This is a genomic window from Streptomyces sp. NPDC086519, from assembly GCF_040686075.1.
Lineage (GTDB): Bacteria > Actinomycetota > Actinomycetes > Streptomycetales > Streptomycetaceae > Streptomyces > Streptomyces shenzhenensis.
In genome coordinates this window covers 123,436-145,091 of sequence record NZ_JBFBJL010000008.1, presented here as the reverse complement: position 1 = coordinate 145,091, position 21,656 = coordinate 123,436, and the positions used below count along the sequence as shown (strand labels likewise).

Genomic DNA, 21,656 nt, shown 5'->3' with positions numbered 1-21,656 from the left:
GTCCCTGCGCATCGTGATCGCCGAGGACGACCCCCTGCTCCGTGAGGGGCTCGCCCTGTTGCTGCGGGCCGAGTCGATGGACGTGGCCGCCACCGCCGGTACCGCGGAGGAGGCGCTGGACGCCGTCGAGGCGTACGCGCCGGACGTCGCCATCCTCGACGTCCGGATGCCGCCCACCCACACCGACGAAGGCATCCGCGCGGCCGTCGAGGCCAGGCGGCGCCACCCCGGTCTCTCGGTCCTCGTCCTGTCGGCGTACGTCGAGCAGAGCTTCGCCACCCAGCTGCTCACCGGCGGGGCCGGCGGGCTCGGCTATCTGCTGAAGGAGCGGGTGGGCCGGGTCGAGGAGTTCCTGGACGCCCTGCACCGGGTGGCGCGCGGCGGCACCGCGATCGACCCCGAGGTCGTCGCCCAGCTCTTCACCCGTTCCCGCCAGGACACCCGCCTGGAACGGCTCACCCCCCGCGAGCGCGACGTGCTGGCGCTGATGGCGGAAGGCCTCGGCAACTCCGCGATCGCCGAACGGCTCGTCGTCACCGACGGCGCCGTCCACAAGCACATCCGGTCCATCTTCGCCAAGCTCGACCTGTCCCCGGCCGATCGGGTGGACCGCCGGGTGGCGGCGGTCCTGCACTACCTGGAGGACACCCGCGCGCGCACTCGCTGACCCCCGGGGGAGCGGCTCACACGCGGACGCCGAACATGAACGGGCCGCCGATGGTGCTCATCGACTCGTAGCGGACGACCGTGCCGGTGCGCGGGGCGTGCAGGATCTGGCCGTTGCCCGCGTACAGGCCCACGTGGTGCAGGTCGTTGAAGAAGAAGACCAGGTCGCCGACCTGGAGGCCCGAGGTCGAGTAGATCTTGGTGCCGATCGTCGACTGGGACTCGGAGGTACGGGGTATGGAGACGCCGGCCTGCGCGTAGGCCCAGGAGGTCAGGCCCGAGCAGTCGAAGGAGGACGGGCCGGTGGCGCCGTAGACGTACGGGGAGCCGAGCCTGGTCTTGGCGGCGGCGAAGGCGGCGGCGGCCCTGCCGGTGGCGGAGGTGTCGTTGCCGAGGTCCACCCGCGTGCTGGACGAACGGCTGGCGCGCTCCTGCTCGGCGGTCAGCGCGGCCTTCTCGGCGGCGGTGAGGCTGTTGAGCAGCTTCTGCGCCTCGGCCAGCTTGGCCTGGACTTCCTTCTTCTTCTTGCCGAGTTCGGTACGGGTGGCGGCCAGGTCCTTGAGCTTGCCGGTCGCCTCCGCCCGCTGCTGCGCGAGTTCACGCTGTTTGGCCTGGATCTTCTTCAGCGTCTCGACCTGCTGGCTGCTCAACTGGTCGAGCGTGGACGCCTTGTCCAGGTAGCTGTCCGGGTCGGAGGAGAGGAACAGTTGCAGGGAGGGGTCGAGGCCGCCGCTGCGGTATTGGGCGGTGGCCATGGAGCCGATGCCGTCCCGCAGTTCGTTCAGGTCGTCCTGCCCGCGCGCGACCGAGTCCTGAAGCGCGGATATCTGCTTCTGGAGCTTCTCCTGCTTCTCCTTGGCCCCGTTGAACTTCTCGGTGGCCTGCTCGGCCTGCTCGTAGAGCTTGTCGACCCGGGACTTGACCTCGTCCTTGCTCGGCTTCTCGGCGGGCGCGGCGTTGGCCGCCTGGGAACTGAGTGCCACGGCGGCAGCGGCGGCGGAGGTGAGCACAGTGACACGGGCACGGCCCGGCTGCTTGGCACGACGGTGGGACGCCACGGAGGCGAGCTCCTTCCGAGCAGAGGTTCGGGCAACAGACCCTAATGACTCTCTTATGGTCAGTTCAAATCTTCGCATGAAAATTCTTGGCCGGAACCGACTGTGAGGAACCGGCTTCTGACGCCTTGTCGGACGGAAGGGTCTGGTAATTGTAAAGAACCTTGACAGTCAATTGGTCTAGTCCAAATATGGGCGTCCATGAGACGCACTCGTGCTGTGCACGCCCTGCCCGCAACCGCCCTGTCCGCCGCGCTCGTTGCCCTCGGGGCAGGCGCCGCGCACGCGGCTCCGCACGCCACCGCGCACGCGGCCAAGCCCATGCCCGCCCATGTCGCGGCCCCCTACTTCGAGGCCTGGACCGGCGAGAGCCCCGCCGCCCTCGCCGCCGAGTCCGGCAACAAGTACCTCACCCTCGCCTTCCTCCAGACACCCGCCGCGGGCTCCTGCACCGCCGACTGGAACGGCGACGCCACCCAGCCCGTCGCCGCGGGCACCTTCGGCGCCGACATAGCCGCCCTCCAGGCCCGCGGCGGCAACGCCATCCCCTCCTTCGGCGGCTACAGCGCCGACACCACCGGCACCGAACTCGCCGACAGCTGCACCGACGTGGACGCCATCGCCGGGGTCTACGAGAAGCTCGTCACGACGTACGGCATCAGCCGCATCGACCTCGACGTCGAGGCGGACTCGCTCGCCGACACGGCCGGAATCGACCGCCGCAACAAGGCGATCGCCAAGGCCGAGCACTGGGCCGGACGCACCGGCCACCCGCTCCAGTTCTCCTACACCCTGCCGACGACCACCAAGGGCCTGGAGGACGACGCCCTGGCCGTCCTGGAGAACGCCGTCGCCGACCACGCGCGCGTGGACGTCGTCAACATCATGACCTTCGACTACTACGACGGCGCCGCCCACGACATGGCCACCGACACGAAGACCGCGGCCGACGGCCTGCACGCCCAGCTCCACGCGCTCTACCCGCACAAGAGCGCCAAGGACCTGTGGGGCACGATCGGCGTCACCGAGATGCCCGGCATCGACGACTACGGCCCCGCGGAGACCTTCACCACCCAGAACGCCGCCACGGTCGAGCGCTGGGCCGCCGCCCAGGGCATCGACACCCTCTCCTTCTGGGCCCTGCAGCGCGACAACGGCGACTGCGTCGGCACCGCCGGCGCCAACGCCTGCTCCGGAATCGCCCAGGACCCCTGGTACTTCAGCCACACCTTCGCCAGGTTCGGCGGCCCCCGCCGATAGGCAGCCGTCGCCACGCTCCGACGCCGTCGGCGCGCCGCCTGCGCCGGCGGCTTCCCCGCCCCAGCCCGGCCGGCGGCCGCCGCGCCGTCGTCGCCCTGTCGGTCGGCGCGCGGTACGTCTTCCGGCGGGCGCCCGACGGGTGCCGTGGAAGGCGGTCCCGAACACGGCGGGGCCAGGGCCTTTCGGCCCTTGTCGACCGTCCGACGCGGTGACTTCACTGATCCCGCGCGGTCCCGCCTGCACTGCTCTGGTCCGCCCGTGGGCTCGGCGACGCGATCCCGACCACGGGCGCGGCCCGGGCGGGTCCGCGCACCACGAGGACGGAAGGGAGAACGTCGTATGACGGGGAAGCGAGCACGGAGATGATCGCGGCCGTCGGGCACCCCGACCTGACCCCGGACACGCTCAGGCTGCTGGAGGCCGAGCTGCGGGCTGCGCTGGAGCGGTTCCCCGGGCGCGGGACGGCGCTGGTGCGGGCCGGGGCCGGTGTGCCGGTGGCGTTCGGGCGGGCGGTGCGGGCGGCGGAGCGGGAGCTGACCCTGGTGACCCCCACCCAGGGGATGGTGCCCGCGCTGCTGCCGGAGCGGGACCGGGTGGCGGTCGGCGAGCTGGCGTCCCTCGCCCGGTGGGTGCGGCTGCTGGCGTACGACCCGGCCGACAGGGACGCGTGCGTCGGCGCGGACGAGCAGATCGTCGCGGAGTGCCGACAGCTGCTGGCCGTGTGGGACGGCTCGCCGTCCAACGGCCGTGACGCCACCGCGCACCTGGTGGCGTACGCGCGCGCCCACGGTGTTCCGGTCGAGGTCGTGTGGCCGCAGGGGGCCGCCCGCGGGGCGATCCCGGGCGGACCGGCGCGGGACACCGGTCGCCGCCGCGGCAGTCGCCTCCCGACCCCCGTGGGCCCGGAGCCCCCGTTGACCACCTGTAAGGCGGAACAACCCCTATGACCAGCAGTACGACCGCCAACGTGCGCCTCCGCACCGCCAAGGACCGGGCGGCGGGACGGGAGCGGGAGATCACTTCCAAGGACGCCACCGGTGCCTCGCGCGCCTTCGCCTGGCTGCTGATCGTGTCCGGCGCGCTCGGCATCCTGGCCTCCTTCGTGATCACCATCGACAAGTTCCAGCTGCTTGCGGACCCGCACTTCAGCCCGTCGTGCAACCTCAGCCCGGTGCTGTCGTGTTCGAACGTGATGCAGAGCCATCAGGCAGGCGTGTTCGGCTTCCCCAACCCGCTGCTGGGCCTGCTCACCTACCCGGTGGTGGTCGCCGTCGGCTGCGCGCTGCTGGCCGGCGCCCGCTACCGCCGCTGGTTCTGGCTCGGTCTGCACACGGGCACGGCGCTCGGCACGGCATTCTGCATGTGGCTGATGAGCCAGGCGCTGTACGAGATCGGCGCGCTGTGCCTGTGGTGCTGCCTGGCCTGGGCGGCCACCATCGCGATGTTCTGGTACGTCACTGTGCACAACCTGCGCCACGGGATCATCCGCGCGCCCCGCGCCGTGGTGGCGGGGGCGCTGGAGTTCCACTGGGTGGTGCCGGTCACCTGGTACCTGGCCATCGTGATGCTGATCGCGACCCGGTGGTGGGACTACTGGCAGACACTGCTCTGAGCGCTCCGGCCGGCCGGTGGCACGGCGGCCGGGACCCGGGGACGTCCGACGGCTGCGACGAAGGGCGCAGGCCGTAGGCCGTAGGCTGGTCTTTCGTGGAAGCGCGTACGCACACCGGCCCTGCCCCCGCCCCGGCCGCCCCACTGCGGGTGTTCATCCTCGACGACCACGAGGTGGTACGGCGTGGGGTGCGGGACCTGCTGGAGGCCGAGCCGGACATCGTCGTGGCCGGGGAGGCGGCGACCGCGCGGGAGGCGCTGGCCCGGGTGCCCGCGGTCCGTCCGCACGTCGCGGTGCTGGACGTGCGGCTGGGCGAGGGCGGCAGCGGGGACCACGCGGGGGTCGAGGTGTGCCGGGAGCTGCGGGCCGGGATGCCGGAGCTGATCTGTCTGATGCTGACGTCGTTCGATGACGACGAGGCGCTGTTCGACGCGATCATGGCGGGGGCGGCGGGGTATGTGCTCAAGCGGATCGACGGCTCCGACCTGGTGGACGCCGTGCGCACGGTGGCGGGCGGGGCGTCCCTGCTGGATCCGCGGGCCACTGCGCGGGTGATGGCGCGGCTGCGCGCCCCCCAGCCGGAGCCCGAACCGGCCGTCTCACCCGAGCTGGAGCGGCTGTCGCCGCGCGAGCTGGAGATCCTGGAGCTGATCGGAGAGGGACTGACCAACCGGCAGATCGCCGATCGGCTGTTCCTCGCGGAGAAGACGGTCAAGAACCGGGTCTCGGCCATCCTGGCCAAGCTGGGCGTGGGCCGCCGGGTCCAGGCCGCGCTGCTCGCGGAGCGGCTGCGGGAGCAGCAGATCCACCGGTAGGCAGCGGGTCCGCCCGCAGGCAGCAGATCCACCCGCAGGCAGTGGGTCCGCCGGTGGGCAGCAGATCCGCCGGTAGGCAGTGGGTCCGCCGGTGGGCAGTGGGTCCGCCGGTGGGCAGCAGATCCACCCGCAGGCAGCAGATCCGCCCGCAGGCAGTGGGTCCGCCCGCAGGCAACGGATCCACCGGCAGGCAGCGGATCGGCGTTGTTCAGCCGGGGGGCAGGGGCACCTGCCACACGAGCCGGGTGCCGCCCGCGGCCAGGGACTCGACGGTCAGTGTCCCGCCGTACTGCTCGGCGCGGGAGCGCAGGTTGGCCAGCCCGCCGGTCGGCTCGGCAGCGCCCAGGCCCACCCCGTCGTCCTGCACCGTGAGAGTGAGGCGGTCCCCGGCCGACGGCACGGTCAGTACGACGTCCGCGTGGTGGGCCCGCGCGTGCCGGGCGACGTTGCTGAGGGCTTCGGCGGTCACGGCGAGCACGTGCTCGGCCACGTCGCCGGGGACGGTGGAGTCGACCGGCCCGTCTATCCGCAGGGACGGGCTGAAGCCCAGGGACTGGGCGGCCAGCCGGGCGGTCTCGGGCAGGCGGCGGCGCAGCCCCGGTCCGCCGCGGTCGTCGCCGGCGGAGCGCAGTTCGAAGATGGTGGAGCGGATGATCTGAACAGTGGTGTCCAGGTCCTTCACCGCGCGCGAGACACGCTCGGCGGCGTCCGGGCGGTCGATGCCGCGGGTGGCGCTGCGCAGGGTCATGCCGGTGGCGAACAGCCTTTGAATGGCCAGGTCGTGCAGGTCACGGGCGATGCGGTCGCGTTCCTGCATGACGGCCAGTTCCTCGGACTCGGCGCGGCGCCGGGCGAGTTCCCAGGCGATCGCGGCCTGGTCGGCGAAGCGCGAGACGAGGGCCACCTCGGTGTCGTCGAAGGCCGCCCGTCCGGTACGCCGGCTCAGCCGCAGCGCGCCGCACGCCGAGGAGTCCAGGGGCAGCGGCACCGCCACGGCCGGGCCGTACGCCGTCATACGGTCCCCGGCGTCGCCGAGCGCGAGGGCCCGGGAGTCGGCCGTGATGTCCGCGGTGGCCGCGGGCGCACCGGTGCGGACGGCCAGCCCCGCCAGCGAACCGCTTACCGGAAGACGCAGCCCCTGCACGTGCTCGGCGTCGGCTCCGTGCGCCACTTCCACCGTGAGCCGGCCGGCGTCGGCCCGGTCCGGGAGCAGGACGACGGTCTGGTCGGCGTCGGCCACCTCGCTCGCCCGCCTGGCGATCAGACGCAGCACCTCGCGGACCCCGGTCCCGCCGAGGAGAGCGCGGGTGATCTCGCCGAGCGCCTCCAGCCACTGCTCCCGGCGGCGGCTCTCGCGGTACGAGCGGGCGTTGTCGATGGCCACCCCGGCCGCGTTGGCCAGCGCGGACAGCACGGTCTCGTCGTCGGCGTCGAAGTCCGTGCCGCCGCGCTTCTCGGTCAGGTACAGGTTGCCGAACACCTCGTCCCGCACCCGGATGGGCACCCCGAGGAACGTCCGCATCGGCGGATGGTGCTCGGGGAAGCCGTAGCTGGCCGGGTGGTCGGCGAGGTCCGTCAGCCGGAGCGGGACGGGGTGGTGGATCAGCTCGCCGAGGATGCCGCGCCCGCACGGGGCCTGACCGATCCGGGCCACGAGGTCGTCCGCGATCCCCACCGTCAGGAACTCCGACAGCCGCTGCCCGTCGCCGATCACCCCGAGGGCTCCGTACTCGGCGTCGGTGAGGGCGACCGCCGCCTGCACGATGCTCCGCAGGACCTGGGGGAGCTCCAGGCCGCGCCCGATGTTCGTGACGGCGTCGAGGAGACCGTGCATCCGCTCCGGCACGTCGAGCCGAGGGCGTGACGGCGCCGCCGCCTGGGGTTCTGACTCGGACATTCCCGCCGTTCCTGGACCTGTCTGTGCTCAGCAGCGTAAGGCACGGCCGGTGCCGTACGGCGTGCCGGTGTGCCCGGCGACGGGAAGAGGGGCCGTTGGACCCCACCCGTGGGCCCCTGCGGGGGGCCGTTGGACCCTATCGGGACCGGGTGCCTGTCCGCCGATCATGTGGCGGCGGCCGGAAAGGGCAGATCCATGCCCCGCATCGAAGGTGCTTCCTGGCTGGTCGGTGACATGAGCACAGCGGAAGGACGTCGTCCGGTGGACGAGGCACAGATACAGCAGGTGGGGACCGCGCGGCCGAAGGCCGTGGTCCCGGCGGCCGGGGAGGCGGCCGGACGGGCGGAGCGAGCGGCGCCCAGACCGGCGTGGGCGGAGTGGCTGACGACCACGGACCACAAGAAGATCGGGACGATGTACCTGGTCACCGCGTTCGTGTTCTTCATCGTCGGCGGCGTCATGGCGCTGCTGATGCGTGCCGAGCTCGCCCGTCCCGGTCTGCAGATCATGTCGAACGAGCAGTTCAACCAGGCGTTCACGATGCACGGCTCGATCATGCTGCTGATGTTCGCGATGCCGCTGTTCACCGGCTTCGCCAACTGGATCATGCCGCTGCAGATCGGCGCCCCGGACGTGGCCTTCCCCCGGCTGAACATGCTCGCCTACTGGCTGTTCCTGTTCGGGTCCTCGATCGCCGCGTTCGGCTTCCTGACCCCGGGCGGCGCCGCCGACTTCGGGTGGTTCCTGTACGCGCCGCTGTCCGACGCGGTCCACTCGCCGGGCCTCGGTTCCGACCTGTGGATCATGGGCGTGGCCCTGTCCGGCTTCGGCTCGATCGCGGGCGCGGTCAACTTCATCACCACCATCGTCTGCATGCGCGCCCCCGGCATGACGATGTTCCGCATGCCGATCTTCACCTGGAACGTGCTGCTGACCGCGGTACTGATCCTGATCGTCTTCCCGGTCCTCGCGGCGGCCCTGTTCGCGCTGGAGTGCGACCGCAAGTTCGGCTCCCACGTCTTCGACGCGGCCAACGGCGGAGCACTGCTCTGGCAACACCTCTTCTGGTTCTTCGGACACCCGGAGGTGTACATCCTGGCGCTGCCGTTCTTCGGGATCGTCTCCGAGGTCATCCCGGTCTTCTCCCGCAAGCCGATGTTCGGCTACATGGGCCTGATCGGCGCGACCATCGCGATCGCGGGCCTGAGCGTGACCGTGTGGGCGCACCACATGTACGTCACGGGCGGGGTGCTGCTCCCCTTCTTCTCCTTCATGACGTTCCTGATCGCGGTGCCGACCGGGGTGAAGTTCTTCAACTGGATCGGCACGATGTGGAAGGGCAGCCTGTCCTTCGAGACACCGATGCTGTGGACGATCGGCTTCCTGATCACGTTCGTCTTCGGCGGCCTGACCGGTGTCATCCTGGCCTCGCCTCCGATGGACTTCCATCTCTCCGACTCGTACTTCGTCGTCGCGCACTTCCACTACACCGTCTTCGGTACGGTCGTGTACGCGATGTTCGCCGGATTCCACTTCTGGTGGCCGAAGATGACCGGCAAGATGCTCGACGAACGGCTCGGGAAGATCACCTTCTGGACGCTGACGGTCGGCTTCCACACCACCTTCCTGGTCCAGCACTGGCTGGGCGCCGAGGGCATGCCCCGCCGCTACGCCGACTACCTGGCGGCGGACGGCTTCACCGCCCTCAACACCCTCTCCACGATCGGGTCGTTCCTGCTCGGCCTGTCGATCCTGCCGTTCTTCTACAACGTCTGGAAGACCGCGAAGTACGGCAAGCCGGTGGAGACCGACGACCCGTGGGGCTACGGCCGCTCCCTGGAGTGGGCCACCTCCTGCCCGCCCCCGCGGCACAACTTCCTCTCCCTGCCCCGCGTCCGCTCCGAGTCCCCGGCGTTCGACCTGCACCACCCGGAGATCGCCGCACTCGAACTCGAAGAGGCGACGAGGTAGACCATGCCGCAAGCCGTTCTCGCCCTCGGAACCGCGGCGGTGACCGCGTCCGGCTGGGTCTGGTACGTGCCGGCTCTCGCCGACCTGCGGGCGGGAGCCGACCGGCCCCTGTCCCGCCGTGACGCGGCGGCGGCCTGCGTCAGCGGCTGGAGCACGGCCGGGATCGTCGCCGTACTGCTGCTCCTGGCCGAGGCGTGGTGGATACCGTGTGCCGCGGCCGTCGCGGGCGCACTCGTCACGGTCGGCCTGCGGATCCGCGCGGTCGTGGCGCGGCGGGGCGAGGCCCGGGAAGCCGCCCGCCAGTGGCGGGAGCTGGCCGGCTCCGGCCGGCCCCTGCCCGGCGTCGACCGGTCCCGGTACGTCGTCGCCGCCCTCGTCGGGACCGGACTGGCGGCCGCCGTCGTCACCGCGGCCGTCAGACTGGCCGCGGGGGTCGAGGACACCGCGGACCGGCTCGCGGCCGTCACCGCTCCCGCCGCCGTGCTCGGGTTGTTCCTCGCCCTTGCCGTGACGCATACGCGCATGGCCCGCCGCCGCGCCCGCACGGATCACGCGCGGCCCCCACGGCGGGGCGGCGCCGGCTCGCCGTGAGCGGACGGCGGCGGGAGCCGGGACCCGGCGCCGTCGCGGAGCCCACCGCGTGGCACCCGCGGCGACCCGGGTCCGCACGCCGACGCCTGCGGCCCCGACCCGCGGCGGGCGCATCGCACCGAGTCGGCCCGGGCCCCGGCCGTCGGGTCCCGGGCCGGTCGCGGCGGCCGCCGAGGCCGTCTCGAAGACGGTGGACGAGGTGATGTCCGGGGCCCGTTGCCTCAGCCGGGCGCCGGCGGAGACCGGCCCCCCGGGACGGCCGTCGGCACGTCCTCCTGCTTCTCCATGACCCCGGGCCGTACCGGCGTGACCCGGCAACGCGGACCCCTGGGCCGGCCGGCTGTACCCGAGGGTCCGCGACTCAGCTCCGCGCACGACCCGCACGACCCGCAGGACCCGTTCGGCCCGGGTGTCCACACCCTGTGGACACCCGGGCCGAGTCGTCTGCGAGGCAGCGGGCTAGGGGTTGACGACCTTCCCGCCGAAGGTGACGTTCAGCTTGCCCGACGAGGCGAAGGACCAGCCGAGGGCGCCCGAGTAGGAGGAGCACCGGGAGCCGTTGGTGCCCGTCCAGAACTGGTTGGAGCTGTCGGCGTCGCCGACCGTCTTGTCGTTGGAGCCGGAGACGGCGAACCGGCACGAGGTGTTGGTCCGGAACACCGAAGTGCCCGTGTCGAAGGAGAAGTTGCGCTGGGCGTTGTCAATGCCCACGTTGTTCGAGATGGTCATCGTGCCGGGGTTGCTGTTGTAGGTGAACCCGTGGTGTCCGTTGCCGTAGGCGATGTCGTGCTGGACGACGTGGTTGACGGCGATGTCGTCGCCGCCGAGCTTGTAGCCGTTGCGGTCGCCGTTGGCGTTCTGGGTGCCGTCGGTCAGGGTGCCGTTGCCGTACGAGAGCGAGTACTCGATGGTGACGGGCCCGATGGCGCCCGTGTCGGTCTTGGTGTACAGGTCCCAGCCGTCGTCGATGTTGTTGTGCGAGACGTCGTACCGGAAGACGTTGCCGGTGCCGGTGGTCAGTTTGGACGCGAAGCCGTCGGCGTTCTCGCCGCCGCTGTCCTCGTTGTCGTGCGACTCGGAGCTGACGACGAGGTTGTTCGACGGCCACTGGCTGCTGGGCGTGCTGGAGGAGATCCGGCCGAGTTGCAGCCCGGTGTCGCGGTTGTACGCGGTCACGGCACGCTCGATGACGTTGTTGCTGCCGCCGACGTAGATGCCGTTGTCGCCGGCGTGCTCGACCGTGAGGCCGTACAGATGCCAGTAGTTGGCGAAGAGCTGGATGCCCCGGTTCGACGAACTCTCGCTCTGCGCCGAGAAGTCGAGGACCGGGGTCTCGCCCGGGTAGGCGGAGAGCGTGGTGAGCGCGCCGGAGGTGCCGTTGGCGCCGGCCGGGATGGTCACGGTGGTGGAGTAGGCGTACGTCCCGCCGCGCAGGTAGATCGTGCCGCCGGCGGCGATCCGGCTGATCGCCGAGGTGAGCGTGGTCGGCGCCGACTGGGTGCCGGCCGCGCTGTCGGTGCCGCTCGGCGACACGTACAGCACGGTGGACGCTGCCTGCGCGGGGCTGCCGGACAGTGCGACGAGCGTGCCGGCGAGCAGGCCGACGGCCGCGATGACTGGTCTCACGTGCATCGTTCGTCTCCGTTCGTCTCCATGCGGGCATTGCGGAAAGCGCTTTCCCTGCGAAGCTAGGAGGGTGGCGTGGCCGCGTCAATAGTCATGTATGTAATTTAAGTTCATCAGTGTGATCGCGGAGGGGTTCGGAGTATTCCGACAGCGATTGGAATGCCGGTCGCGACCCGCCGGTTGTCCGGGTCATGGACGAGATCCCGCGCAAGATCGACCTCGGCGCCATCGGTGTGTGGCGCCACGACAGGACCGAGCCCGAACTGGCGGTGGCGCTGGAGGAACTGGGCTACGGCGCGCTCTGGCTGGGCAACGTGACCGACCCGGAGCTGGCCGAAGCCGAACGGCTGCTGGACGCCACGGACCGCCTGGTGGTGGCCACCGGCATCGTGAACATCTGGTCCAACCCGGCGGACCGGATCGCCCGCTCGTACCGGCGCGTCGCCGAACGCCACGCGGACCGCTTCCTGCTGGGTGTCGGCGCCGGCCACCCGGAGGCGACGAAGGAGTTCACGCGGCCGTACGAGGCACTCAACCGCTACCTGGACGTCCTCGACGCGGGCGGTGTCCCGGTCGCCCGCCGGGCGCTGGCGGCCCTCGGCCCCCGCGTCCTGCGCCTGGCCGGAAACCGTACGGCGGCCGCGCACCCCTACCTCGTCACCCCCGAGCACACCCGCCGGGCCCGCGACATCCTCGGCGCCGGACCGCTCCTCGCCCCCGAGCAGAAGGTGGTCCTGGAGCCGGACCCCGCCAAGGCCCGCGCGATCGGCGACGCCACGCTCGGCCGCTATCTGGGCCTGGCCAACTACGTCGGCAACCTGCGCCGCCTCGGCTTCGACGACACCGACTTCGCGGACGGCGGCAGCGACCGCCTCTTCGACGCGCTGATCGCGCACGGCGACACGGCCCGGGTGGCGGAGGGCGTCCGGGCCCATCTGGACGCGGGCGCCGACCACGTGACGTTGCAGGTGCTGCACGCCGACGGCACCGACCCGCTGCCGGTCTACCGGGTGCTGGCGGCGGAGTTGGGGCTGGGGCACTAGGGGCTGGTGCGAAGGTGCCGGCTGCCGCGCGACGCCCGGCACGCTCCCCCTGAGGGGGTACCCCCGCTCGCCGCACCGCCCGAAAGCCCGAGTACGCCCGGTACAAGGGCTTCCGGGCGGCACTCCCCCAGCCTTCGGCCGGGGGGACCCCCAGAGCACGCACCGGACGCCGCGCGGCCGCCCTCCGGGCGACGACGCCGCTTTCGCAACCGGCCCTGACGGGCCCTCGGGCCGGCCCGAGGACTCAGACGCCGGCGAGCAGGCCGTCGAGCGGGGCGGGTGCGCGGTCGGGGTCCAGGGCCTCGACCAGCACCCGGCCGTAGTGGATCTTGCGGCCGGACGTCGTGCCGAGGAAGCGGCGCAACTGCTGCTGCGCGGTGCGGCCGCGCTGGGCGGGCTGGTTCAGGAAGGTGCGCAGGGCGCGTTCGTCGCCCTCGGCGCGGGCGAGTTCGGCGACCCGGGCCGGGCCGAGGGCGCGGATCAACTCGTCCTCCAGGTCGGCGGCGCAGACGAAGACGCCGTGCTGTGCGGCGCCGGCCCGCTCCAGGCCGCGGGTGTAGTAGGGGCGTTCGCGTTCGTCGCAGAGCCCGGTCAGGCGCAGGCCGAGGCCGGGCGGTCCGAGGAGGCGGGCGAACCGGCCGACGTTCATCGCCCCGCCCATCGACAGCACGCAGACTCCTTCGGCGGCCAGGTCCCGGCCCCGCCGGGCGGCCAGCGCGTCGACGGCCGCGAGATCGCTGGGCCCTTCGAGCAGCACCGCGACACGGACGCCGAGCCGGCCGGCGAGGTCCCGCGCAGATTCCTCCGCACCGCCGCGAGCCCATGCGCCGACGGCCTCGCGGAAGGCCGCCATGTCCGGCGTGCGGGGCGTGGTCGCTGCGCCGGAGGTGTGCGCGGCGTCCGAGGTGTCCGCCGGGTCCGCCGTCTCCGTCATGGGGCGAGTCTCCGCCCGCAACCGGCTGCGGTGCCACGGAATATCCGCGGCACCCCCGCGCGCGGCGGCCGGTTCAGTCGATGCGCGCTCCGGTGCCGCCGACGTGGACGCGCGGGTCGCCCGCGCGCAGGGTCACCGTGAGTTCGCCGGGGCGGCCCAGGTCCTCGCCCTGGTGGAGGGTCAGGACGGCCTCCTCGGGGACCAGGCCGAGCTCGCGGGCGTACGCGCCGAACGCGGCGGCCGCGGCGCCGGTCGCCGGGTCTTCGACGACACCGCCGACGGGGAACGGGTCACGGACGTGGAAGACGGTGGCCGACTCCCGCCACACCAGCTGGACCGTGGTCAGGTCGAGGCGGTGCATCAGCGCTTCCAGGCGCGCGAAGTCGTACGCGAGGTCCGCGAGGCGGGCGCGGGTCGCCGCCGCGAGCACGAGATGGCGGGCGCCGGCAAACGCGACGCGGGGCGGGAAGGCCGGGTCGAGGTCGGCGGCCGGCCAGTCGAGCGCGGCGAGCGCCTCCGCGAGGTCGGCGTCGGCGATCGCCTCGGTGTGCGGCTCGACGCTGGTGAGCGTGGCCCGTACCGCCCCGCCCTCCTCGGTCACCGCCACCGGCACGGTGCCCGCACGCGTCGCGAACACCAGCTCCCCGGGGCCGGTCCGCCCGGCGAGCGCCACGGCGGTCGCGATGGTGGCGTGGCCGCAGAACGGCACCTCGGCCTTGGGACTGAAGTAACGGATGGTGTACGCCCGCCCGGGCTCACCGCCGAGGCCCGCCGGGGGTGCGGTGAGGAACGCGGATTCGGAGTAGCCGAGCTCGGCGGCGATGGCGAGCATGTCGCCGTCGTCCAGACCGGTGGCGTCCAGTACGACGCCGGCGGGGTTGCCGCCCTCGGGGGAGCTGGAGAAGGCGGTGTAGCGCAGGATCTCGGGCCGCGGCGCGTTCGTCGTCATGGTCACGGCAACGTGGGCCGGACCGGGGGCTATTCCTGGCCGCGGGCGGGGGGCGGGCGGGGTTCGGGTGAGGTCCGGTGGGGGTCGGGTGGGGGTCGGGTGAGGTCCGGTGGGGGTCGGGTGGGGGTCGGGTGAGGTCCGGTGGGGGTCGGGTGGGGGTCGGGTGAGGTCCGGCGGGGTTCGGGTGGGGTTCGGGCGAGGTCAGGGCGGGCCGGGGGCGGGCGGTCCGCTGAGGTCCGGGCCAGGTTCGGGGTGCGGTCCAGGCGGGAGTCGGGCGGTGGGGGCGGTCCGAGTGGTCCGAGTGGTCCGGGCGGGGCTGTCAGCGGTGGTGGGTGGCGGTGATGCCGGCGAGGACGAGGTCGACGCCGGCGAGGAACTGCTCTCGGTCGTCGTGCCCGCGTATCTGCTCCGCGACGGCCCGGGTGAACGGGTACTCGTCGGGGTCGAGTTCCTCCCACGCCGTCGACACGGTGTCGAGGAACTCGGCGCGGTCCACGCCGGGCGCGAGCGTGCGGGCGCTCGCGTTGTTCACGGCGTTCTGGCCTGCGGCGCCGAGGATGTAGTGCACCAGGGCGGAGGTCACCGTGAACCAGCTGCTCTCGGGTACGTCGAGGGCGCTCACCCGCCGCCCGATGCTTTCGAAGATCCGCGGTGTCACCGTCCCCCAGGGGCTGCGGGAGAGCTGCGTGGCGAGCTGTGTCGCGAGCCAGGGATGCCGCACGATCGCGTCGAACAGCCCGAGCGCGACGAGCCGGACCCCGTCCTGCGCCGAGCCCGGGGTCCCGGGCTCTTCCGGCGGCGACTGCGGGACTTCGGCGGCGGAGCCGACGGCTTGGGCCGCTCGGGCTGCTTCCGCCGCGGAGTCGGTGGTCCCGGCAGGCGGGGTGGCCGGGGTGGCCGGGGCTGTCGTGACGGTGGCCGTGGCCGTGGCGGTGGCGGCGCCGGGTCCGACGGCCACGGCGGCGGCGACGACCGCGTCCGTGGCCGCGCCGAGCAGCTCCTCCTTGTTCGCCACGTGCCAGTAGATCGCCCCGGGCCCGGTGGCGAGGCGTTCGGTCAGTGCCCGGAACGTCAGTCCGCTCTCGCCGGCCGCGTCGAGCAGCTCGACGGCGGCCTCGACGATGCGCTCGCGGGAGAGCGCCTCCGTACGCCGCTGTGACCGGCGTGTCCGCGTTGCCATGGCGCCATCTTGACATGACTGGAGCGTCGTTCCAGCATGGAACAACGTTCCAGACTGGAACGCTGTTCCAGAACCGGCCGAGAGGCCGTCCCGTCACTCCCCGAGGAGTCCCCATGCGCACACCCGTCACGATCATCGGAGCCGGACTCGGCGGCCTCACGCTCGCCCGGGTCCTGCACGTCCACGGCATCCCGGCCACCGTCTACGAGGCGGAGGCCTCCGCGACGGCACGCGCACAGGGCGGGATGCTCGACATCCACGAGCACAACGGCCAGCGGGCACTCCGGGAAGCAGGCCTGTACGAGGAGTTCCGCGCCCTCGTCCTGGAGGGGCGCGAGGCGACCCGGGCCCTCGCCGCCGACGGCACCGTGCTGTTCGAAGAGGCCGACGACGGCACGCGGGGCCGCCCCGAGGTGCTGCGCGGCGAGCTGCGCCGGATCCTGCTCGAATCGCTTCCGGCCGGCACCGTCCGGTGGGGCCACAAGGCCGGCGCCGTCCGCGCCCTCGGCGAGGGCCGCCACGAGGTGACGTTCGCCGACGGCACCGCCGTCACCACGGGCCTGCTGGTCGGCGCGGACGGCGCCTGGTCACGGGTGCGGCCGCTGCTGTCCGGCGCCGTACCCGAGTACACCGGCACCTCGTTCGTCGAGACCTATCTGTTCGACGCGGACACCCGGCACCCGGCCGCCGCGAAGGCGGTCGGCGGCGGGGCGATGTTCGCGCTCGCGCCGGGCAAGGGGATCCAGGCCCACCGGGAGACCGGCGGGACCCTCCACACCTACGTGGCGCTGCGCAGGCCGCAGGAGTGGTTCACCGACGCCGGCTTCACCGAGCCCGCCGAGCCCTTCGATCCCGCCGGGGCGGCGGCTGCCGCCGCGCGGACGGCGGCGGAGTTCGCCGGCTGGGCGCCCGAGCTCACCGCGCTGATCACCGACGCCGACACCGCGCCGGTGCTGCGCCCCCTGTACACCCTGCCCGCCGAGCACCGGTGGGAGCGGGTGCCGGGGGTGACCCTGCTCGGCGACGCGGCCCACCTCATGATCCCGAACGGCGAGGGCGCCAACCTGGCCATGTACGACGGCGCCGAACTCGGCAAGGCGCTCGCCGCCCACCCGGACGACACCGAGGCCGCGCTCACCCGGTACGAGCAGGCCATGTTCGCCCGCAGCGCCGCGGAGGCCGCCGACACCGCCGACCTCCACAACCGCATGTTCGGCGACGACTCCCCCCACGGGCTGATAGCCATGTTCACCGGAGCCGGAGCCGGTGCCCCGGCGGGTGCCGGTGCCGGTGCTGGTGCCGGTGAGACTGTGTGACCGCGTGCCCGGGAGCCGAGGTCGGCGCGCCGCGCAGGCCTTGCCAGACTGACCGCTCGCCGGTCAGACAACGGCCTTCGGGGCGACTGCGGGACGTGGCGCCCGAGGCGGTCGACGCTCCGGCGCGTCACGTCGTGCGGCGCAGCCCGGTGACGAGGAGGCCGACCAGACGGCGGGCGTCGTAGCGGGGGTCGTTCTCCGCGCCGATGCAGAGGTTGCCGACGCCGCGCATCAGCTCGTACGCCGTCAGGTGGGCGTGGATCTCGCCGGTCTCGGTCGCCGCGTCGAGGAGCTGGGTGCAGACGGGGACGAGGCGGTCCAGGAAGTAGGCGTGGAGGGAGTCGAGGCCCGACTGGTCGGAGTGCAGGGCGCCGGCGAGGCCGTGCTTGGTGGCCAGGAAGTCCACGAAGAGGTCGATCCACTCGCGCAGCGCGGCGTACGGGGTCGGAGCACTGCTCAACAGGGCCGGGCCGGCCTCGGCGCAGGCCTCCACCTGGTGCCGGTAGACGGCGATGATCAGGTCGGCGCGGGTCGGGAAGTGCCGGTAGATCGTCGCCGTGCCGACGCCCGCCCGAGCCGCGATGTCGCGCACCGGCGCCTCCACGCCGGAGGCGACGAACGCCGCCGCGGCCGCCTCCAGCAGCGTCACCTCGTTGCGCCGCGCGTCCGCCCGCCGGGGCCGGACCGCCCGCTCCTCTTCCTTCATGGTGCGTCCTTCGTCGGGTCCCTCGGCCGGTGTCTCTCGGCCGTCACTCTATCGGGGCGTTGTCAAACGGGACAGTGTTCCGTATCGTCGAAGACGTGAAGCGGGACGTCGTTCCGTTTGTGCCATGTGAGGAGATCCACCATGCAGTACCGCACCTTGGGCCGCACCGGTGTGCAGGTCAGCGCGCTCGGGCTCGGCGCGATGAACTTCGGGGCGATCGGGCGGACCACCCAGGAGGAGGCGACCGCGATCGTCGACGCCGCCCTGGACGCCGGGATCAACCTGATCGACACCGCCGACATGTACGGGCAGGGCGAGTCGGAGGAGATGGTCGGCAAGGCGATCGCCGGCCGCCGTGACGACATCGTGCTGGCCACGAAGGCCGGCATGCCGATGGGGGACGAGCGCAATCACCGGGGCGGTTCACGGCGCTGGCTGGTCGCCGAGGTGGAGAACAGCCTGCGGCGGCTCGGCGTCGACCATGTCGACCTCTATCAGATACACCGCTGGGACCCGGCCACGAGCGACGAGGAGACCCTGTCGGCACTGACCGATCTGCAACGCGCCGGAAAGATCCGCCACTTCGGCTCCTCGACCTACCCGGCGTACCGGATCGTGCAGGGCCAGTGGGCCGCCCGCGAGCACCACCTGAGCCGGTACGTCACCGAACAGCCCAGCTACTCCCTCCTCCAGCGGGGCGTCGAGGCCCATGTCCTGCCGGTGGCGCAGGAGTACGGGATGGGTGTGCTGGTGTGGAGCCCGCTGGCCTCCGGCTGGCTGTCCGGGGCCGTGCGCAGGGGCCGGTCCATCACCACCAGCCGCGCCCGGTTCCTGCCCGACCGCTTCGACCTCACCCTCCCGGCCAACCAGGCCCGCCTCGACGCGGTGGAGCGGCTGGCCGCCGTGGCCGACGGGGCCGGGCTGACCCTGATCCAGCTCGCCCTCGGCTTCGTGACCGCGCACCCCGCCGTCACCAGCGCCCTCATAGGGCCCCGCACCGTGGACCATCTGAACTCCCAGCTGGCCGCCGCCGACACCGTGCTCTCCGCCGACGTCCTGGACGCGATCGACGCGATCGTCGCCCCCGGCACCGACCTCGCCGCACACGAGAAGCACGACACCCCGCCCGCCCTGCTCGACGCGGCCCTGCGCCGCCGTTGACGCGCCCAAGGGCAGCCCGGCCCGGTCCCGCCCCCGGTCACCCGCCTTCGCCGAAGCGTGCGATCGCCGCAAGGACCGTCCGCTGCCGCGTCGGACTGCCGGTGTGGCCGGTGGACGTACCCGGCGGGGCCGCCGACCAGCATGGTGGACCGGCCCTGCCGTACCGGGTCATCGGTCGCGGTATCGGCCGCCGTGCGGTGCGCGGGGTGCGGATCGGATCGACGGTGGACTGAATTCCCGCAGAGCGCGCCGCCGCCTTTCGTCAGGCCAACTCCCGGCAACAGAAAAGCAATTGCTGTGCAACGGCGCAGGGCGGCGGATTCTCCGAGCGCCTGTACGATCCTCATCCTTCACACAGATCCGGACTTCCCGATCCAGAAGGAAATCAAGGAACTCATGCGTAAATTGACGTCGGCCGTCGCCGGCGCGCTGCTGGCCTTCGCCGGTATGGCCGGGATGATGAGCACGCCCGCCCAGGCGGCGACCGGTCAGGAGTACGTGGCTCTGGGCGACTCGTACGCCTCCGGTGTCGGCGCGGACTACTACGACAGTGCCAGCGGCGACTGCAAGCGCAGCACGCTCGACTACCCGGCGCTGTGGGCGGCCGCGCACTCCGGCTACACGCTGACGGACGTCTCGTGCAGCGGGGCGACCATCGGGGACGTGCGCGACAAGCAGCTGTCCGCGCTGAGCACCGGCACGGATCTCGTCACGCTCACCGTCGGCGGCAACGACGCCCAGTTCTCCAGCGTGGTCCAGGCCTGCCTCACCCAGAGCGACAGCTACTGCGGCACGGCGACGCTGTGGATGTCGGACTACGCCAGGAACCAGATGGTCACCGACCTGGTGGGGCTGTACAAGGACATCAAGGCCAAGGCGCCGAACGCCCGGATCATCGTCCTCGGCTATCCGCAGGCGCTGTCCCTGACCGGGACCTGCCCGGTGATCGACCTCGACACGGCCAAGCGCACCGCCATGAACGGGCTGGCCGACGCGCTCGCCGACGGCACCAAGGCCGCCGCGGCCGCGGAGTCGGTCGAGTTCATCGACATGCGCGCCACGTTCCAGGGCCACGGTGCGTGCGGCTCCGACCCGTGGATCAACAACCTGAGCGCCGGCACCGCGGTCTTCCACCCCACCCTGACGGGCTACCTGGCGGGCTACGACGCGAGGCTCAACGAGGTCACGGGCTGAGCCGCCCCACGCTGCCGGCTTCCCGGGGGCCGAAGCGCTGGTCCGCGGGAAGCCGGGTCCTGTTACCGTCACCGGCATGAGCAGGCCGGGCGGGCAGCGAAGCGGGCCGATGTGGCCGCTGTACGCGGCCGGGTTCACCACCGCCTTCGGCGCGCACGGCATCGCCGCCAACCTCGGCGGTCACAGCGCGGACGCGGTCACCTCGCTGCTGGTGCTGGGCGGCCTGCTCGCGCTGTACGACGGTGCCGAGGTGGTGCTGAAGCCGGTGTTCGGCACCCTCGCCGACCGGATCGGAGCACGTCCTGTCCTGATCGGCGGCCTGGTCGCCTTCGCCCTCGCCTCCGGGCTGTACGCCGTGGCCGACAGCCCCGGCCGGCTGTGGGCCGCCCGCCTCGGCCAGGGCGTCGCGGCCTCCGCCTTCTCCCCGGCCGCCTCCGCCCTGGTGGCCCGCCTCAACCCGGCCGCCAGGCACGGCCGTGCCTTCGGCAGTTACGGCTTCTGCAAGTCGGTCGGTTACACCTTCGGCCCGCTGCTCGGCGGGGTCCTGGTGTGGGCCGGCGGACTGCGCCTGCTGTTCACCGTACTGGCGGTGCTCGGCGCGGCGGTCGCCGTCTGGGCCGCGCTCGCCGTCCCCGCCGTACCGCCGCTGCCCAAGGCCCGGCAGACGCTCCTCGACCTCGCCCGCCGTCTCACCGACCGGGGGTTCCTCGCCCCGACCGCCGCACTGGCCGCCGCCACCGCCGCGCTGTCGGTCGGGGTGGGCTTCCTGCCCGTGTCCGGCCGCGTGGCGGGGCTGGGCACCGTCGCCACCGGCGCCGCCGTGTCGCTGCTCGCCGCGACCGCCGCGCTGGTCCAGCCGCGTGCCGGACACGCACGGGACGCCGGACGCCTGACGACACGCGCCGGCCTCACCGCCGGACTGCTGCTCACCGCCGCCGGCCTGGCCTGCGCCATGCTGCCCGGCCTGGCCGGCATCCTCACCGCCGCCGTCCTGACCGGCGCCGGCACCGGCCTGATCACCCCGCTCGGCTTCGCCGCGCTGGCCGCCGGCACCCCCGCGGAGCGCCTGGGCCAGACCATGGGCGCCGCCGAGCTCGGCCGCGAACTGGGCGACGCGGGCGGCCCGTTGCTGGTCGCCGCGGTCGCCTCCGGCACCACCCTGACCCACGGCTACGGCGCCCTCGCCGTACTCATCGCCCTCGCCGCCGCCGCGGTCGCCGCCGTGTCGGTCTGAGTATCCGTACTCTGTTCGGCGCCCGGCCCGGCCGGAACCCTGGAGGCATGAGACTTCACAGGCCCGTTCTGCGGGCGACGGTGCCGGCGCTCGTGGTGGCCGGGGTGGCGATGGCGGCCTGGGCCGCCTGGCTGGGCTGGGACCAGGGGTACGACGTGCGGGGCGACGGGGCGGTGAGCGGGCCATACCAGGTGTGGCAGGTGGCCGGGCTGGCCGGGACGCTGCTCGCGGCGGTGTGCGCGGCGGCGGCCCGGGGGCACAGCGCCGCGGCCGTGGGCGGGACGACCGTGGGGTTGACCCTCGCCGCCTACGCCGACTGGTCGGACGACGCCAGTGGGCTGTTCATCGTCGGGGTGGGGCTGGTCATGGTGGGGGGTTTCGTCGGCTCCGCCGTGGTGTCCGCCGTGATCGACACGCTGCGGCGGGAGCGGCCGCTCACCCGGTAG

At 72.8% G+C, this 21,656-nt stretch carries 19 protein-coding genes and 1 pseudogene; 13 read left to right on the top strand and 7 right to left on the bottom strand.

The window, feature by feature from the left end; all coding sequences use genetic code 11:
• Positions 1–4: 4 nt before the first annotated feature.
• Positions 5–667 carry a response regulator transcription factor gene (locus AB0P24_RS10790; protein WP_365792472.1) on the top strand — a complete coding sequence of 221 codons (663 nt, stop codon included), beginning with the start codon at positions 5–7 and terminating at the stop codon, positions 665–667.
• A 16-nt stretch (positions 668–683) separates the two neighbouring features.
• Here AB0P24_RS10790 and AB0P24_RS10785 read toward each other — a convergent pair whose 3' ends face one another.
• Entirely contained in the window at positions 684–1,724 is a 1,041-nt protein-coding gene (locus tag AB0P24_RS10785) for an NlpC/P60 family protein (protein ID WP_365792347.1), read from the bottom strand.
• A gap of 198 nt (positions 1,725–1,922) precedes the next feature.
• On the opposite strand from AB0P24_RS10785, the gene AB0P24_RS10780 reads away from it, so the two are divergent.
• The 4 genes and pseudogenes from AB0P24_RS10780 (at position 1,923) to AB0P24_RS10765 (ending at position 5,408) form a co-directional block, all read left to right on the top strand.
• A complete protein-coding gene (locus AB0P24_RS10780) occupies positions 1,923–2,981 on the top strand; it encodes a chitinase (protein ID WP_365792345.1) in 1,059 nt (352 codons plus the stop codon).
• 362 nt (positions 2,982–3,343) lie between these two features.
• A pseudogene (locus AB0P24_RS10775) lies at positions 3,344–3,811 on the top strand (hypothetical protein); the annotation flags it as partial.
• A gap of 113 nt (positions 3,812–3,924) precedes the next feature.
• The gene (locus AB0P24_RS10770) at positions 3,925–4,593 is read left to right on the top strand and encodes a vitamin K epoxide reductase family protein (RefSeq protein ID WP_365792343.1); all 669 of its coding nucleotides are present in this window, start codon (positions 3,925–3,927) and stop codon (positions 4,591–4,593) included.
• A gap of 95 nt (positions 4,594–4,688) precedes the next feature.
• Positions 4,689–5,408 carry a response regulator transcription factor gene (locus AB0P24_RS10765; protein WP_365792341.1) on the top strand — a complete coding sequence of 240 codons (720 nt, stop codon included), beginning with the start codon at positions 4,689–4,691 and terminating at the stop codon, positions 5,406–5,408.
• A gap of 208 nt (positions 5,409–5,616) precedes the next feature.
• Here AB0P24_RS10765 and AB0P24_RS10760 read toward each other — a convergent pair whose 3' ends face one another.
• Entirely contained in the window at positions 5,617–7,242 is a 1,626-nt protein-coding gene (locus AB0P24_RS10760) for a GAF domain-containing sensor histidine kinase (protein WP_365792470.1), read from the bottom strand.
• Between the two features lie 324 nt (positions 7,243–7,566).
• Between AB0P24_RS10760 and ctaD the strand changes: the two genes are divergently transcribed.
• Entirely contained in the window at positions 7,567–9,276 is a 1,710-nt protein-coding gene (gene ctaD, locus AB0P24_RS10755) for a cytochrome c oxidase subunit I (RefSeq protein WP_365792339.1), read from the top strand.
• A gap of 3 nt (positions 9,277–9,279) precedes the next feature.
• Positions 9,280–9,867, top strand: coding sequence for a hypothetical protein (locus AB0P24_RS10750; RefSeq protein WP_365792337.1), 588 nt, complete (start codon positions 9,280–9,282; stop codon positions 9,865–9,867).
• 459 nt (positions 9,868–10,326) lie between these two features.
• Here AB0P24_RS10750 and AB0P24_RS10745 read toward each other — a convergent pair whose 3' ends face one another.
• Positions 10,327–11,499, bottom strand: a complete 1,173-nt coding sequence (locus AB0P24_RS10745) for a right-handed parallel beta-helix repeat-containing protein (protein ID WP_365792335.1) — start codon at positions 11,497–11,499, stop codon at positions 10,327–10,329.
• A 185-nt stretch (positions 11,500–11,684) separates the two neighbouring features.
• Here AB0P24_RS10745 and AB0P24_RS10740 point away from each other — a divergent pair, with 185 nt between their 5' ends.
• The gene (locus tag AB0P24_RS10740) at positions 11,685–12,536 is read left to right on the top strand and encodes an LLM class F420-dependent oxidoreductase (RefSeq protein ID WP_365792333.1); all 852 of its coding nucleotides are present in this window, start codon (positions 11,685–11,687) and stop codon (positions 12,534–12,536) included.
• 244 nt (positions 12,537–12,780) lie between these two features.
• Here AB0P24_RS10740 and AB0P24_RS10735 read toward each other — a convergent pair whose 3' ends face one another.
• The 3 genes from AB0P24_RS10735 to AB0P24_RS10725 all read right to left on the bottom strand — a co-directional run bounded on the left by AB0P24_RS10735 (position 12,781) and on the right by AB0P24_RS10725 (position 15,599).
• Positions 12,781–13,389, bottom strand: a complete 609-nt coding sequence (locus AB0P24_RS10735; protein ID WP_365792468.1) for a TOPRIM nucleotidyl transferase/hydrolase domain-containing protein — start codon at positions 13,387–13,389, stop codon at positions 12,781–12,783.
• 154 nt (positions 13,390–13,543) lie between these two features.
• The gene (locus AB0P24_RS10730; protein WP_365792331.1) at positions 13,544–14,419 is read right to left on the bottom strand and encodes a PhzF family phenazine biosynthesis isomerase; all 876 of its coding nucleotides are present in this window, start codon (positions 14,417–14,419) and stop codon (positions 13,544–13,546) included.
• 319 nt (positions 14,420–14,738) lie between these two features.
• The gene (locus tag AB0P24_RS10725) at positions 14,739–15,599 is read right to left on the bottom strand and encodes a TetR family transcriptional regulator (RefSeq protein WP_365792329.1); all 861 of its coding nucleotides are present in this window, start codon (positions 15,597–15,599) and stop codon (positions 14,739–14,741) included.
• 113 nt (positions 15,600–15,712) lie between these two features.
• Between AB0P24_RS10725 and AB0P24_RS10720 the strand changes: the two genes are divergently transcribed.
• Positions 15,713–16,915, top strand: coding sequence for an NAD(P)/FAD-dependent oxidoreductase (locus AB0P24_RS10720; protein WP_365792327.1), 1,203 nt, complete (start codon positions 15,713–15,715; stop codon positions 16,913–16,915).
• Between the two features lie 127 nt (positions 16,916–17,042).
• On the opposite strand, the gene AB0P24_RS10715 is transcribed toward AB0P24_RS10720, so the two are convergent.
• Positions 17,043–17,621: a TetR/AcrR family transcriptional regulator gene (locus tag AB0P24_RS10715; RefSeq protein WP_365792325.1), complete on the bottom strand. Its 579-nt coding sequence runs from the start codon at positions 17,619–17,621 to the stop codon at positions 17,043–17,045.
• 141 nt (positions 17,622–17,762) lie between these two features.
• Here AB0P24_RS10715 and AB0P24_RS10710 point away from each other — a divergent pair, with 141 nt between their 5' ends.
• The 4 genes from AB0P24_RS10710 (at position 17,763) to AB0P24_RS10695 (ending at position 21,656) form a co-directional block, all read left to right on the top strand.
• The gene (locus AB0P24_RS10710; RefSeq protein WP_365792323.1) at positions 17,763–18,782 is read left to right on the top strand and encodes an aldo/keto reductase; all 1,020 of its coding nucleotides are present in this window, start codon (positions 17,763–17,765) and stop codon (positions 18,780–18,782) included.
• Positions 18,783–19,178: 396 nt separating this feature from the next.
• A complete protein-coding gene (locus AB0P24_RS10705; protein ID WP_365792321.1) occupies positions 19,179–19,976 on the top strand; it encodes an SGNH/GDSL hydrolase family protein in 798 nt (265 codons plus the stop codon).
• A 109-nt stretch (positions 19,977–20,085) separates the two neighbouring features.
• Positions 20,086–21,210: an MFS transporter gene (locus AB0P24_RS10700; RefSeq protein ID WP_365792466.1), complete on the top strand. Its 1,125-nt coding sequence runs from the start codon at positions 20,086–20,088 to the stop codon at positions 21,208–21,210.
• A gap of 47 nt (positions 21,211–21,257) precedes the next feature.
• Positions 21,258–21,656, top strand: coding sequence for a hypothetical protein (locus AB0P24_RS10695; protein ID WP_365792319.1), 399 nt, complete (start codon positions 21,258–21,260; stop codon positions 21,654–21,656).

Coding starts and splice junctions, on each gene's coding strand:
- AB0P24_RS10720 (WP_365792327.1), top strand. CDS start 15,713: ATGCGCACACCCGTCACGATCATCGGAGCCGGACTCGGCGGCCTCACG.
- AB0P24_RS10770 (WP_365792343.1), top strand. CDS start 3,925: ATGACCAGCAGTACGACCGCCAACGTGCGCCTCCGCACCGCCAAGGAC.
- AB0P24_RS10740 (WP_365792333.1), top strand. CDS start 11,685: ATGGACGAGATCCCGCGCAAGATCGACCTCGGCGCCATCGGTGTGTGG.
- AB0P24_RS10730 (WP_365792331.1), bottom strand. CDS start 14,419: ATGACGACGAACGCGCCGCGGCCCGAGATCCTGCGCTACACCGCCTTC.
- AB0P24_RS10695 (WP_365792319.1), top strand. CDS start 21,258: ATGAGACTTCACAGGCCCGTTCTGCGGGCGACGGTGCCGGCGCTCGTG.
- AB0P24_RS10700 (WP_365792466.1), top strand. CDS start 20,086: ATGTGGCCGCTGTACGCGGCCGGGTTCACCACCGCCTTCGGCGCGCAC.
- AB0P24_RS10735 (WP_365792468.1), bottom strand. CDS start 13,389: ATGGCGGCCTTCCGCGAGGCCGTCGGCGCATGGGCTCGCGGCGGTGCG.
- AB0P24_RS10725 (WP_365792329.1), bottom strand. CDS start 15,599: ATGGCAACGCGGACACGCCGGTCACAGCGGCGTACGGAGGCGCTCTCC.
- AB0P24_RS10750 (WP_365792337.1), top strand. CDS start 9,280: ATGCCGCAAGCCGTTCTCGCCCTCGGAACCGCGGCGGTGACCGCGTCC.
- AB0P24_RS10710 (WP_365792323.1), top strand. CDS start 17,763: ATGCAGTACCGCACCTTGGGCCGCACCGGTGTGCAGGTCAGCGCGCTC.
- AB0P24_RS10715 (WP_365792325.1), bottom strand. CDS start 17,621: ATGAAGGAAGAGGAGCGGGCGGTCCGGCCCCGGCGGGCGGACGCGCGG.
- AB0P24_RS10780 (WP_365792345.1), top strand. CDS start 1,923: ATGAGACGCACTCGTGCTGTGCACGCCCTGCCCGCAACCGCCCTGTCC.
- AB0P24_RS10705 (WP_365792321.1), top strand. CDS start 19,179: ATGCGTAAATTGACGTCGGCCGTCGCCGGCGCGCTGCTGGCCTTCGCC.
- AB0P24_RS10745 (WP_365792335.1), bottom strand. CDS start 11,499: ATGCACGTGAGACCAGTCATCGCGGCCGTCGGCCTGCTCGCCGGCACG.
- AB0P24_RS10760 (WP_365792470.1), bottom strand. CDS start 7,242: ATGCACGGTCTCCTCGACGCCGTCACGAACATCGGGCGCGGCCTGGAG.